13 protein-coding genes are annotated in these 13,452 nt (G+C 60.3%); 2 read left to right on the top strand and 11 right to left on the bottom strand.

What is annotated here, in order from left to right; translation table 11 throughout:
* Positions 1 to 114: 114 nt before the first annotated feature.
* Complete coding sequence (locus H8S59_RS21835; RefSeq protein ID WP_187522780.1) at positions 115 to 1,266, top strand: MFS transporter; 1,152 nt, start codon at positions 115 to 117, stop codon at positions 1,264 to 1,266.
* A gap of 1 nt (position 1,267) precedes the next feature.
* Here the strand turns inward: H8S59_RS21835 and H8S59_RS21830 are convergent, their stop codons facing one another.
* The 10 genes from H8S59_RS21830 to H8S59_RS21785 all read right to left on the bottom strand — a co-directional run bounded on the left by H8S59_RS21830 (position 1,268) and on the right by H8S59_RS21785 (position 11,866).
* Positions 1,268 to 2,116 (bottom strand): PhzF family phenazine biosynthesis protein, encoded by an 849-nt coding sequence (locus tag H8S59_RS21830; RefSeq protein ID WP_187522779.1) that lies wholly within the window; start codon positions 2,114 to 2,116, stop codon positions 1,268 to 1,270.
* A 211-nt stretch (positions 2,117 to 2,327) separates the two neighbouring features.
* The gene (locus tag H8S59_RS21825) at positions 2,328 to 2,576 is read right to left on the bottom strand and encodes a hypothetical protein (protein WP_187522778.1); all 249 of its coding nucleotides are present in this window, start codon (positions 2,574 to 2,576) and stop codon (positions 2,328 to 2,330) included.
* A gap of 479 nt (positions 2,577 to 3,055) precedes the next feature.
* Positions 3,056 to 3,493, bottom strand: coding sequence for a carboxymuconolactone decarboxylase family protein (locus H8S59_RS21820; protein ID WP_187522777.1), 438 nt, complete (start codon positions 3,491 to 3,493; stop codon positions 3,056 to 3,058).
* A gap of 113 nt (positions 3,494 to 3,606) precedes the next feature.
* Positions 3,607 to 4,761, bottom strand: coding sequence for a M20 family metallopeptidase (locus tag H8S59_RS21815; RefSeq protein WP_187522776.1), 1,155 nt, complete (start codon positions 4,759 to 4,761; stop codon positions 3,607 to 3,609).
* The gene (locus H8S59_RS21810; RefSeq protein ID WP_187522775.1) at positions 4,758 to 6,182 is read right to left on the bottom strand and encodes a M20 family metallopeptidase; all 1,425 of its coding nucleotides are present in this window, start codon (positions 6,180 to 6,182) and stop codon (positions 4,758 to 4,760) included. Before H8S59_RS21810 ends, H8S59_RS21815 begins: the two co-directional genes overlap by 4 nt.
* The gene (locus H8S59_RS21805; RefSeq protein WP_095099372.1) at positions 6,179 to 7,168 is read right to left on the bottom strand and encodes an ABC transporter ATP-binding protein; all 990 of its coding nucleotides are present in this window, start codon (positions 7,166 to 7,168) and stop codon (positions 6,179 to 6,181) included. Before H8S59_RS21805 ends, H8S59_RS21810 begins: the two co-directional genes overlap by 4 nt.
* A complete protein-coding gene (locus tag H8S59_RS21800) occupies positions 7,165 to 8,196 on the bottom strand; it encodes an ABC transporter ATP-binding protein (protein WP_095099369.1) in 1,032 nt (343 codons plus the stop codon). The genes H8S59_RS21805 and H8S59_RS21800 overlap by 4 nt, the downstream gene beginning before the upstream one ends.
* Before the next feature lie 16 nt (positions 8,197 to 8,212).
* Positions 8,213 to 9,118: an ABC transporter permease gene (locus H8S59_RS21795; protein WP_187522774.1), complete on the bottom strand. Its 906-nt coding sequence runs from the start codon at positions 9,116 to 9,118 to the stop codon at positions 8,213 to 8,215.
* Positions 9,119 to 9,341: 223 nt separating this feature from the next.
* On the bottom strand, positions 9,342 to 10,259 hold the full coding sequence (locus H8S59_RS21790) for an ABC transporter permease (protein ID WP_122663789.1): 918 nt from the start codon (positions 10,257 to 10,259) through the stop codon (positions 9,342 to 9,344).
* Between the two features lie 86 nt (positions 10,260 to 10,345).
* Positions 10,346 to 11,866, bottom strand: a complete 1,521-nt coding sequence (locus H8S59_RS21785) for an ABC transporter substrate-binding protein (RefSeq protein ID WP_095099357.1) — start codon at positions 11,864 to 11,866, stop codon at positions 10,346 to 10,348.
* A 178-nt stretch (positions 11,867 to 12,044) separates the two neighbouring features.
* Between H8S59_RS21785 and H8S59_RS21780 the strand changes: the two genes are divergently transcribed.
* Positions 12,045 to 12,962 carry a LysR substrate-binding domain-containing protein gene (locus tag H8S59_RS21780; RefSeq protein ID WP_187522773.1) on the top strand — a complete coding sequence of 306 codons (918 nt, stop codon included), beginning with the start codon at positions 12,045 to 12,047 and terminating at the stop codon, positions 12,960 to 12,962.
* Here H8S59_RS21780 and H8S59_RS21775 read toward each other — a convergent pair.
* Positions 12,916 to 13,386: a multidrug/biocide efflux PACE transporter gene (locus H8S59_RS21775; RefSeq protein ID WP_187522772.1), complete on the bottom strand. Its 471-nt coding sequence runs from the start codon at positions 13,384 to 13,386 to the stop codon at positions 12,916 to 12,918. The two genes, H8S59_RS21780 and H8S59_RS21775, sit on opposite strands and share 47 nt — an antisense overlap.
* Positions 13,387 to 13,452 lie beyond the last annotated feature (66 nt).

Genomic DNA, 13,452 nt, shown 5'->3' with positions numbered 1-13,452 from the left:
GAGCTCCTACAGGTCAAATGTTTGCTGTGCGATCTCCTGCAAAAAACCTGACAGCATCTGCTAGGCTGCGCCGGTTACCGGACCTTTTGGTCCGCCGTTTTTCAAGGAGCCTGCATGACTTCCATCAGCACCCCGGCACCGGTTGTGCCGGGTCGACTGGAGCAATTCTCCACCCGTGTGGCCTTTTTCATTGCCGGTTTTGCCATTGCCGCCTGGGCACCGTTGGTGCCGTATGCCAAAGCCCGGGTCGGGCTGGATGAGGGCACTTTGGGCCTGTTGCTGCTGTGTCTGGGTGTCGGTTCTATCATCGCAATGCCCTTGGCCGGTGCGCTGGCAGCGCGAATTGGCTGTCGCCGGGTGTTACTGATTTCTTCGGCGATCATCTGTCTGTGCCTGCCGCTGTTGGCCACGGTTTCGCATCTGCCGTCGTTGATTGCCGTGCTGTTTATCTTCGGCGCCGCCATGGGGGCGCTGGATTGTGCGGTGAATATCCAGGCGATCATCGTCGAGCGTGCCAGTGGCAAAACCATGATGTCCGGTTTTCATGGCCTGTTCAGCCTGGGTGGCATCGCCGGTGCAGCGGGAGTCGCCGGTTTGTTGAGCGTGGGCGCGTCGCCTCTGGTGTCGATGTTTGCCGTTGTCGCCGTTTTACTGATCGCGCTGCTCAAGGCCGCACCGCATTTCCTGACTTACGGCAGCGAAACCGATGGCCCGCCATTCGCCATCCCACGGGGCGTGGTGCTGTTCCTCGGCCTGCTGTGTTTCACGGTGTTCCTGTCCGAAGGCGCAATGCTGGACTGGAGCGCGGTGTTCCTCAGCGAGTTGCGCGGTGTTGAAACCTCCTACGCGGGGCTGGGGTACGCGGTATTTGCCTTCACCATGACCCTGGGCCGATTGTTCGGCGATGCCGTGGTGCGGCGTGTCGGACCACGGCACATCGTCATTCTTGGTGGCTTGTGTGCGGCGGCGGGGCTGGCGTTGGCGACCCTCGTACCGTCATGGCAAGCCGCACTGCTCGGTTACGCGTTGGTAGGCGCGGGCTGTTCGAACATCGTGCCGGTTTGCTACAGCGCGCTGGGCCGACAAAAGAGCATGCCCGAGAATGTCGCAGTCCCGGCGTTGACCACCCTGGGTTACGCCGGGATTCTGATCGGCCCGGCAGCGATTGGCTTCATCGCCCACGCCAGCAGCCTGGAAGTCGCGTTCATGGTCGTCGCCGTGATGCTGGTGGGCGTAGCCATTGGCGGTTCACGGCTCAAGGTCTGACTTACAGCTTGCGAGCCATGCCGGAAACCCGGATCGAACTGCCTTTCTGCTCCGGGCTGCTTTGTTCCGGGATCTGCGCCCGCAGTATCGAGCGACTGCCCATGTCCTCGCCCTGCACAATGTCGATATGCCCGCCGTGGGGCCATTCAAGATCGCGCAGATAACCGGCGAACGCCGCGGTTGCAGCGCCAGTGGCGGGATCTTCGTACACGCCGCCCCACGCGAACGGATTGCGGGTGTGGAACAGCTGCAGGTTTTCCGCATACGCTAGCAATACCGTGACCCATCCGGCTCGGGTCATCAGCTCGTGTCCGACCTGTTGGTCATATTCCATGGCCCGCAGTTTTTCCCGGCTGTTCAACACCAGCACCAAATGCTGCGCGCCACCGTTGATCAATGCCGGTGGAATGCGCGCATCCAGATCGTGTTGCGCATAGCCGAACATCGCCAGTGCTTCGTGCAGCAAGGCATCATCAACAGGGCCGCTGTGAGTCGGTGGTGATTGCAGAGCGGCTGAAATCAAATCGCCCTGGGCGTGGCCTTCGACGCTGATCTGCGCCTGATTCAGCGTCAGATTAAACACCCCATCGCCATGCTGCCCGGCCAGTGCAGCACCGAGGGCAATCGTCGCGTGACCGCAGAACGGTACCTCGGCTTCAGGCGAGAAATACCGCACCCGAAAGCCCTCGGCGATGGGTGCTGCAAACGCAGTCTCGGAAAACCCTACCTCGGCAGCAATCCGCTGCATCGTTGCTTCATCCGGCAAAAAATCACCGAGCCATACACCGGCGGGGTTGCCGCCCTGGTCGCCGTCGCTGAAAGCAGCCAGTTTTAGAACGTTGTTGGTCATGTTGGTAAGGGCCTGTAATAAGAGTGCCGGCGAGTTTCCTCACAGCCGGAGCTGTACTCCAACCAATAGTCCTTATGTGAAGCATCTGCAAATTTGATCGATAGATGAACAGCGCACAATTCCTGTCGGAGCTGCCGAAGGCTGCGAAGCGGTGTGTCATATAAACCGCGATTCGCAGCCTTCGGCAGCTCCTACAGGAGATTGCATTGAATCAGGCGCTGAGCTTGTCGAGCCGGACTTCCATAATCTCAAGCACCTCGCAGCTGTCCTGCAGCAGCAGGTGAGCGGCATTGGCAAGGCTGGCTGTGTCGGGTTCTTTGGCGTCGCTGAGGCTGTTCATCAGGTCTTTGACGGCACGCAGGCGTTGCACGGCGAAGTGGTGCAGGTCGGGCAGCGGGGCGTCGGGGTTGATGAACAGGACGGTATTGGGGGATTGGGAGAGCGGGGTGTATTGAGGCATTCGGTTATTCCATCTATGTGATTTAAAGCCTGCCCCGGTTTCGTCGCCAAACGAAATCAGGTGGCAGCTGTACGCAGGTTGGCGAACCGGTCACATATACCCGGCAGACCCGAAGGTCTCCCACGCACAGCCGCCATAACTGTTGCTCACACAAGTGAAGACAACCAAGCATTGGAGCTGTTGCGTATATGTAGTCCGGATCGCCAAATCCGATCGCTGATGTGCAGCGACGGGGCGAATCATAGGGGGGAGGGCTGTCGGGTGCAACCGATGGCGGGGTGATCCGCAGAGTTAGCAGGCGCTGCTTTCTGTAGGAACGGTGAGATTGAAATATTGGAGAGAATGACGTGGGACCGGCTTTAGCCGGGAAGGCGGAGTTTCTGACGACACGAATGCATCGTCTGGAGTAGCCTCTTCCCGGCTAAAGCCGCTCCCACGACATCACATTCCCACAGGCAGGCAGCATTCCAGCTTGGGCTTTACGCTGGCACCATCGCAAACCCGACGCCAAAACGGTTCCAGGCATTGATGGTGGCAATCGCGAGGGTGAGGTTGACCACTTCGCTGTCGCTGAAATGCTCCTGTAATGCCAGGTATTGTTCCTGCGAGGCTTGCTGATTGGGCAACAGCGTCATGGCTTCGACCCACGCCAGCGCCGCTTTTTCCCGAGGAGTGAAGAACGCGGTTTCACGCCAGACGCTGAGGGTTTGCAGGCGGGATTCTTTTTCCCCGGCGCGGCGGGCGTCGTTGGCGTGTAGGTTGATGCAGAAGGCGCAGCCGTTGATTTGCGAGGCGCGCAACCGGACCAGTTCCAGCAGCGAGCTTTCCAGCCCGGATTTGCCGACGGCAGCCTCAAGGGCCGCCATGGCGCGGTAGGCTTCGGGGGCGACGGTGGCCCATTGGATGCGTTCGTTCATGTTGGCGTGCTCTCGTAGGTTGGAATGCCCAATCGGGCGATGGCGCCAACCTTAACGTCGGGGTTGAACGATGTGGATAGCCAATCCCCGGCGTTTCGAAGAGACCAATTCCCTCAGTAAGCTTCACCCACCGCCAGAATGGTCGCCACCAATGCCTGAGCGCGGGGCACGAGGGTGTCCAGTTCCAGGTATTCGCGGTCGGTATGCACCTTGCCGCCCACCGGACCAAGGCCGCACAGGGTCGGAATGCCGAGGCTTGCGGTGAAGCCGGAATCAGCACAACCACCGGTGAATTCGCCTTCGACACTGAAGCCCAATGTCTGCGCCTGCTGCTGATACAGCGCCAGCAAGCGGATGCTGTGTTGCGCTTCCATGGGCAGGAAGGTTGTGGCTTCTTTTAACACGGCAGTGGTGCCGGGCAATTCTTCTTCGGCGACGATCTTCTGAATCGCTTCGAATATCTGATCCCAATGCTTGAGCTCAATGAAGCGCACGTCCAGCTTGGCCGTGGCACTGGGCGCGACAGTGTTGCTGGAGGTGCCGCCGGACATCAGCCCGACGTTGGTGGTGATGCCCGCCGGATAGTCGGTCAAGGCATGCAGCTTTACGATCTTGCGGGCAAGCGCCTCGATGGCGCTGGCGCCGTCGGCATGGTTGACGCCCGAGTGCGCGGCGCGGCCGGTGACTTCGATGATCAAGGTCGCACCGCCTTTACGGGCGCTGACCACGTTGCCGCTGGCTCTGCCGGGTTCAGTGTTGAGCACGGCGCGAGCCGCACGCGCAGCGGTTTCGATATGGCCGCGAGCACTGCCGGAGCCGATTTCTTCATCGCCTGTGTACAGCACCTGAACCGGGTAGGGCAGTTGACCGGCGCGCTTCAGCGCTTTGAGGGCAAAGCAGTTGAGGACCAGCCCGCCTTTCATGTCCGCCACGCCCGGCCCGTAAGCGAGGGTGGCGTCGCGGCTGTAGCCCCGAGTCGTGGTGGTGCCTTTGGGGAAAACCGTGTCGCGATGACCCAGCAGCAATACCGGCTTGCCCGCAGCGCCGGAGACCTCAGCGAGCATCACATCGCCAAAGCCCTCCACGGGCATGCGTTCGAGCAGGATGCTGTCGGCTTCCAGTTCCGCCGCAAGCAGTGCGCCCACGGCATCGACACCCGCCTTGTCGTAGCTGTTGGAATCAGTGTCGACGATGCGTTGCAGCAATGACTCCATCGCCTCGCCCTGGCCCGCGAGCCAGTCCAGCGCCTGTTGTCGAGCGTCGCTCATTTGGCTTGCTCCCGCTGTTGATGCTCCTGCGTCAATCGCGAAGCATCGTTGCCGAGATCCCAGAACAGCCCGGCCATGATTTGCAGGCTCTCTTTCACCACAGGGGCGAGCAAATGTTCATTGGGCGCATGCTGCGAGCAGGCCGGGTACGAATGTGGCACCCAAAGCGTTGGCAAACCGAGCACATCAGCAAAGACGTCGTTAGGCAGCGAGCCGCCGAGATTGGGTAGCAGGGCCGGTTTTTTGCCGGTGGTTTCGGCCAGGGAGTTCAGCGCCCAGCCGACCCACGGGCTTTGCGGGTCAAGACGGGTGGCGTTCATCATGTCGATGCGGCCCTGTTTGACTTCCACCTGAGTGAAACCGTGGGCATCCAGGTGTGCGCGCACCGCCGGGATGAAGGTGGTGTAGTCGCTGTCCACCACAAAACGGATGTGGCAGTGGGCGTTAGCTTTACCGGGGATCGCATGCACCGGCGCATCGGGGTTGCCGGTCTTGAAGGCGATGACATCGAGGGTGTTCCAGCCGAAGACTTTCTCGCTGAGGGTCAGCTCGGGGTTGCCCCAGTTCGGGTCGATTTCCGGGTCGCCGGGACCGCCACCCACTTCAATATCCGCCAGCGCCAGGCGCACGGCTTCGGGGACTTCCTTGGGCATCAAGGCGGGGATTTTTACCCGGCCGTGCTCGTCGACCATGCTGGCAATGGCGTTGGCCAGAATAATCCCCGGGTTGGACAGCAGGCCGCCCCAGTTGCCGGAGTGGTGTGCGCCTTCACGCAGGTTGACGCTGAGTTCGAAGTTGAACACGCCCCGTGACCCGAGAAATATCGTCGGGCGCGAAGCCGCCAGACGCGGGCCGTCCGAGGCGATGAAGACGTCAGCCTTGAGTTCTTCAGGATGCGCTTCGCAGAACGCACGCAAACCCGGTGAGCCATCTTCTTCGCCCATTTCCAGCAGCAGTTTGACGTTGAAACCCAGCTTGCCATTGCGAGCCTTGAGGGTTTGTTCCAGCGCCGTCAGGTTGATCAGGTGCTGGCCCTTGTTGTCCGCGGTGCCGCGACCGTACCAGCGCTCGCCATCCACTTTGACTTCCCAGGGCGACAAGCCTTCACGCCATTGCGCATCGTAGCCGTTAACCACGTCACCATGGCCGTAGCTGAGCACCGTCGGCAATGCCGGGTCTTCAATACGGGTGGCGATCAACAGCGGTCCGCGTTTGGGAAGTGGGTTGTCGTAGACCTGCACGCTGAAGCCCAGCGCTTCGACGTGGGGCGTGATGAATTCCTTGAGGTAGCGGTAGAGCTCCGGCAGTTGGTCTGGAATCTGGCTTTCGGTGTGCAGGGCGACGCTGCGTTCGAGCAGGGACAGAAAGGCGCCGTTATCGAACTGCTCGGTAGTGTTGTGGATGGCCTGTGAGCGACTCATGAGTGGACGAGCTCCAAAGTTTGGGCAGGACTGTCGTGGAGGTGGCAGCGTACTTTGCCGCCGATGATCGAATCATTGGCCGGGTAGGCCGTCTTGCAGGGCGCGAAACAGCTGGGGCAGCGCGGGTGAAACGCGCAGCCGGATGGCGGCGACATGGGGTTTGGAAACGTGCCATGCAGGCCGATATCGGGAATGCCCAGACGCGGGTCAGGCGTGAGCACCGAATCGAGCAGGGCGCGGGTGTAGGGGTGGCCGGGCGCGGCGAACAAGGATTCGCGGGTGCGTTCTTCGACGATCCTCCCCAGATACATCACCGCAACGCGATCAGCCAGATGTTCGATGACCGCCAGGTTGTGGCTGATCAGCAGGTAAGTCAGGCCGAATTCGCGCTTGAGGTCCTGGAGCAGGTTGAGGATTTGCGCCTGCACCGAAACGTCCAGCGCAGACGTGGGCTCGTCGCAGATCAGCACGTCCGGGCGCATGATCAAGGCGCGGGCAATTGCCACACGCTGGCGTTGGCCGCCGGACAATTGGCTCGGATAGCTGTCGATCACTCGCTTGGGCAGACCGACCACGTCGAGCATTTCTTCGGTCTTCTTGCGACGCTCGGCAGTGGTGCCGATGTCGTGGACGATCAGCGGCAGGGTGACGATTTCCCGCAGCGTCTTGCGCGGGTTCAGCGACGAATACGGGTCCTGGAAAATCGGCTGGATATGCCGGGACATTTCCTTGCGATCGGTGGCCGCCAGATGTTTGCCATTGACCAGCACATCGCCGCTGGTGGGCGGTAGCAGACCGAGCAGCATCTTCGCCAGGGTGCTTTTGCCGCAACCGGATTCGCCCACCAGCCCGAGGGTTTCGCCGCGCATCAGGCGCAGCGACACACCGTCCACGGCCTTGAGGGTGGCGGGGGCTTTGAAGAAGCCTTTGTTCATGCGGAACTCGCGACGGATGTCGCACAGCTCCAGAGCAATGTCCTTTTTCATGCGCGGGCACTCCCTTGCTGGAGCTGAGCCTGTTGGCGGGTCGGCTCCGGACCCGGTGCGGCAAACAGGCAGCGAGCCATGTGGCCGTCTCGCATTATTTCGGGAATGTTCTGCGCGCAGGCATCAACGGCCTGACCGCAACGGTTACGGAATGCGCAGCCTTGTTGCTCACCGACCAGACTGGGCACCAGGCCAGGGATCGAACCCAGCGCTTCGCCGGGTTTGGTCTTGCCAGGGATCGGGATACTCGCCAGCAAGCCCTTGGTGTAAGGATGCTGCGGGTTTTCGAAGAGTTGCAGCGCAGGAGCGGTCTCGACGATTTCCCCGGCGTACATCACCGCGACACGGTCAGCGATACGCGCCACCAGACCCAGATCATGGGTGATGAAAATCACCGCCAGACCGAATTCTTTCTGAATGTCGCGAATGAGGCGCAGGATCTGCGCCTGAATCGTCACGTCCAGTGCGGTGGTGGGTTCGTCGGCGATGATCAGGTCCGGCTCGCACATCAAGGCCATGGCAATGATCACCCGCTGCCGCAAACCGCCGGAGAGCTGGTGCGGGTATTGGCCGAGCCGTTCCGTGGCGTTGCTGATGCCGACTTTTTCCAGCATCTGCGCGGCGCGGGCCATGGCGTCTTTTCGAGAGACCTTGCGGTGTTGGGTCAGTACTTCGCTCAACTGATCACCGATGCTATAAGCCGGGTTCAGCGAGGTCATGGGCTCCTGAAAGATCATCGCCAGCCGGTTGCCCCGCAGGTCACACATGCGCCGTTCGCTCTGGGTGAGCATGTCGATGCCGTCCAGTGTGAGTCGGGTTGCGGTGCGTCTGGCCTTGCGAGGCAGCAGGTCCATGAGCGCCAGAGAGGTCAGGGATTTGCCGCAGCCGGACTCACCGACGATGCACAGCATCTCGCCGCGCTCGACTTCAAAATCCAGACCGCGCACGGCGTGCAGCATGTCATCCGGTGTCGGGCTGTTGCCCATGGGGATGTCGACGCGCAGGTTTTCAACGTGGAGTAGTGCCATGTTCGTGGCTCCTCTATCAGTTGCGGCCGTCGGGCAGGATCAGGTCGCGCAGACCGTCGCCGACCAGGTTGATGCCCAGCACCAGAATCATCAGGGCAACGCCGGGAATGGCGATGACCCACGGGGAAAAGAACATGTAGGGTTTCCCTTCTGCGATCATCAGACCCCAGGACGGTGTGGGCGGCTGTACGCCCACGCCGAGGAATGACAGCGCTGACTCCAGCAAAATCGCGTGGGCCATTTCCAGGGTAGCGACGACGATCAGCGCGCCCACCAGATTGGGCAGGATTTCACTGGCCAGGATGCGCAGGGTCGAGCAACCCAGGGCTTGGGCCGAGGCGACGTATTCGGCATCGCGAATCTGCTGCACCGAAGCCCTGACGACGACTGCAAAGCGATCCCACAACAGGCAGCCGAGCAGCACGATCACGACTTTCAATGAGCCGCCCATCAACGAAGCCGAAGCCAGTGCAACCATTACCACCGGCATCGCCAGTCGGGTGGTAATCAGATAGCTGATTAACGCGTCGACCTTGCCGCCGTAGTAACCGGCCAACAGGCCCATGACCGTGCCGATAAAGCCGGAGATCAACGCGGCGGCGACACCGATGAACAGCGAGATACGCGCGCCGTAGAGCAAACGCGACAGGTAATCACGGCCCAGCTTGTCGGTACCCAGCGGGTATTCCCACGTGCCGTTGGCCATCCACACCGGAGGTTTCATGCGCAGCATCACGTCCTGGACGTAAGGGTCGTAAGGCGCCAGCCACGGCGCAAACAGCGCACCGATGAAGATGATCATCAGCAACACCATGCCGATGGCAAAACCGCGATGGCGAAAGCTTTTGCCCAACACCCGGCTGAGGCTGCTGGGCGGTGGCAGGTAATCGTTGATGGCGAGAGGGGCGGCAGGTGTGCTCATGGGAGCCTCCTTTCAGCGCGGCACAAATCATTCACAACTGCCTGCACTGAAATGCTTTCTATGTGGGAGCGGTGCTTGCCCGCGATAAGAGCACCGCAGATATCAGGTCTATCGCGTCCAGCCTCATCGCGGGCAAGCACCGCTCCCAGAGGTTTTGTGTTCGACGTGAGCATTGGGTAGTCAGGATTTGAATGGCGTGTCTTCAAGAACATGGCAAAGCCTCCTAACGCACACGAATGCGCGGGTCGAGCAGTGCGTTGAGCACGTCGGCCAGCAAGGTGAGGATGATGTAGATCACGGCGATCAGCAGGACTACGGCTTGCACCACGGGGAAGTCGTCGCGGGCGATGGCGTCCCAGGCGAGTTGCCCGACGCCTTGCAGGGAGAACACGGTTTCAATCACCACCGAACCACCGAGCATGAAGCCGAACTCCACCGCCGCCAGCGCTACGACCGGAATCAACGCATTGCGCAACGCGTGCTTGAACAGCACCCGCGCCGGGCGCAAACCCTTGGCCCGCGCGGTGCGGATGTAATCGGAATTGAGCACATCAAGCATGCCCGCGCGGGTCAGGCGCATGATCGCCGGGGTCGCGTAGTAACCCAAAGCAATGGCGGGCATCACGAAATGCAGGAACGTCGAGTTACCCGACACCGGCAGCCATTTCAGGGTGACGGCGAACACCACGATCAGCATCAGCGCAAACCAGAAACTCGGCATGGCCTGGCCCAGTACGGCGATGCTCAATGCCAGGCGGTCGATCCAGGTGTCACGTTTCACGGCGGCCAATACACCCAGCGGGATGGCCACCAATAGCGCGATGCCCAGCGCCATTGCGCCCAGACTCAAAGTGATCGGCAGGCGACTGGCGATCAGGTTATAGACCGATTCCTGAAAGAAAAAAGAGTCGCCCAGATCGAGTCGCAGCAAGTCGCCCAGCCAGTTGAAGTACTGGGTTGGCAAAGGTTTGTCCAAACCGTACTGCACACGGATCTGTTCGATTTGTTCGCTGCTGGCCTCCGGCCCGCCAATGGCAGTGGCCAGGTCACCGGACAGGTGCAGAAGAGAAAAACTGATGATCGACACGGTAATCGCAACGCACACAGCGATACCCAGACGACGCAGAAGGAACCCAAGCATGGCAAGTTTCCTCGTATCCATTGGCTGAAAAAGTGGAGGTTTGCCGTGGCGCGATCACTCAGCACCACGGCAACGGTGGTTGTGGCTTATTTCCAGCTGGACAGCACGAAGCGCGGCAATTCGTCCGGATACGGCGTGAACTCAAGCTCGGAGGTGTAGGCGTAGTTCATCGAGTAGTTGAACAGCGGCGCCCAGTAAGCTTGCTCGCTGATGCGCTGCAAGGCCTTGCGGTAGTTGTCCTTGCGCACCTGCGGGTCGAGGGCGTTGTCGGCGGTTTGCAGCCAGCCCTGGACTTGCGGGTCCTTGATATTGTCGTCCGGGTTGCCCTTGAACCAGGTGCCGGCCGAGGCTGAAGTGTCGAGGATCGAGAACGAGCCCCAGGCCTGGAACGACATCGGTACTTTGCCGCCACGTTGCTGGTCGCGCAGGGCAGCGTATTTCAGGTAGCGCAGCTTGGCGTTGATGCCCACGGCGCGCAGGTTGCCGATGATGGCTTCAACGTAATCACGGTCGCGGTAGGCGAATATTTCTGTCTCGAACCCATTCGGGTAACCGGCTTCAGCGAGCAGCGCCTTGGCCTTGGCCGGGTCATAGTTGTAGACCGTCGCCGCCGTGGTATCGCAACCGAATTGCCCCGGATAGCACGCCACCTGCAACGGTTTGGCTTCACCGCCCACCAGTTGCGAGGCCAGCCCGTCACGGTTGATGGCGTGGTTGATCGCCTGACGCACCTTGAGGTTTTTCATCGGTGAGTTTTCGCTGGAGGTGCCCCGGGCATCGAGAATCAGAAAGCCGATACGCATGGTTTCGCCGCTGGTCACGGTCAGGTTCGGCATGCTTTTGAGGTTCTCCGACTGATCCGGCGCCACGCGCCATACCCAGTCGACACCGCCGGTCATCAATTCGGCGAGGCGTGTCTCGGCGTCCGGGATGACGCGGAACTTGATGTGGCCGATGTGTGGCAGGCCTTGCGGGCTGTCTTTGAAATAGTCCTTGTTGAGGTCCATGGTCACGCCTTCACCGGCCACCACCGACACGGCTTTGTACGGGCCGGTGCCAATCGGTTTGCGGCTGAATTCAGCCATGCCGACTTTCTCGAAATAGTTTTTCGGGAACATCGGCACGGCGTTGGAGAGGTATTCCAGGGCGGGCGGGAAAGGTTTTTTCAGATGGAGGCGGACGCTGTAGTCACCGGTTTTTTCGGCGCTCTTGATCCAGTCGACGTTTTGCACAGTGACGACTTTGGCTTCGGGCGACACGACGTAGTTGAGGGTGAACACCACGTCGTCGGCGGTGAATGCGTCGCCGTTGTGAAATTTGACGCCTTTGCGCAGTTCGAAATCGAGGGTGGTGTCGTCGACCTGTTTCCAGCTGGTGGCCAGCATGGGTTTGTATTCGCCGCTTTTGGGATCGCGGTACACCAGGTTGTCCCAGATCAGCCGACCGAGAATCACGCCTTCGCGCAGGTCGTTGTGATAAGGGCTGATGTTTTCAGGTTCGCTGTCGGAAGCGTAAACCAGTGTGTCGTTGGCTTTACCGGCGTGGGCCGGGAAGCTGCTGATGGAGCCCAGCAGCGCAATACTGAAAGCGAAACCTTTGATGCCCATGCCGTCGTCTCCGTTGGCGAGAGTGGTTGAATCAAAGGGCAGCTGTTCGCAAATGCGGAAAGGAAATCAGGCAATGTTCTTTTTGGTGTGGACACGAATGTAGGCGATGGTTTACCAATGCCACAAGCACAATCTTTCGATACTTGCTTTGCCGAAAAGGCAATCCACGGAGGTACTGATGCAGTTGTATGGTGTGCAGTCCACGGCCCTGCGCTATTTCCTCGAAGTGGCCCGCTGCGGTTCCATCAGCGAAGCGTCCATGCGCCTGAATGTCGCCGCTTCAGCGGTGAGTCGGCAGATCACCAAGCTCGAACTCGCCCTGGACGCCACCCTGTTCGAGCGCCGCGCCCGGGGCATGGTGCTCAGTGAAGCCGGCACGCGGCTGGCAGCTTATGCCCGCAAGTCACAGTTGGAAGCCGAGCAGGTGGTGCTGGAGATTACCGAGCTGCACGGCCTGCAACGCGGGCATGTACACATCGCCTGTTCGGAAGGTTTCGCGCTGGATTACATGCCCCACAGCATCGCTGCATTTCGTCGGGAGTATCAGGGCATTCACTTCACCCTGGAAGTGTGCGCACCGGCTGAAGCCACAGAGAAAGTCCGCTCCGGCGAGGCTGATCTGGCACTGACCTTCAGCCTGACGCCACAAAAGGAAATCTGCGTCGAGCACGTCATGAGCGGGGCGATCTTTGCCGTGGTTGCCAACTCCCATCCGTTGGCCGGACGCGGCGCGGTCAGCCTTGCCGAATTGCAGCCTTACCCGATTGCTCTGCCAAGGCCTGACACGACGCTGCGCCAACTGTTTGATATTTGCTGCGGTGTACAAGGCCTGATGTTCGAGCCCGTGCTGACCAGCAACTACATCGGCGCGCTGTACAGCTTTGTGCGTGAGGAGGGCGGCATCAGTCTTTCGAGTGAAATGACCCTGCACAAACAGGTCGTTGGCAAAGAATTGCGCTGTTTGCCGATTCTCGACGAAGGCATGCAGGCACGGCGGATCGAAATGCAAAGCATGGCCGGTCGAAATTTACCGGCCGCCGTGTCCGCCTTCAGGGATTTTCTGATCGCCGAGCTGGCGAAAACCCTTGGCGATTAGCCTGGCGGCGCTGGATTACACGCTCCCGAAGAGCGTCGTATGCCCAGTTGAAGATCAAGGTGTACGGCAAGAACAGCAACAGCAGACCTATATCCAGCAGGAACGCTTCCAGCAGACTGATAGACAGCCACCACGCTGCCAACGGCACGATCACCAGAATCAGGCCGCTCTCGAAACCCAATGCATGCAGTACACGTGTACCCAGTGATAGCCGCAAGCCCCATTTGCGCCGCAGGCCATCGAACATGGCGTTGAACAGCATGTTCCAGAGCATGGCTACGGTGGAGATCATGACGGTCATTGCGCCCATTTTGGCCAGCGAATGCCCCATGACCCAGGCGAGCAGCGGGGCGAACAGCAGGACGCCGATGATTTCGAAAAGAAACGCGTGGAAGGCACGTTCCTTGATGGATTTGGTTGGCATGAGGTTGGCCTTTTTGGATTACCAGAAACTGCTGCCTTGAAGTGCATTCCCTGTGGGAGCGGTGCT

The sequence above is a fragment of the Pseudomonas folii genome, from assembly GCF_014357575.1.
Taxonomy (GTDB): domain Bacteria; phylum Pseudomonadota; class Gammaproteobacteria; order Pseudomonadales; family Pseudomonadaceae; genus Aquipseudomonas; species Aquipseudomonas folii.
This window is presented reverse-complemented; position numbering and strand designations above follow the sequence as displayed.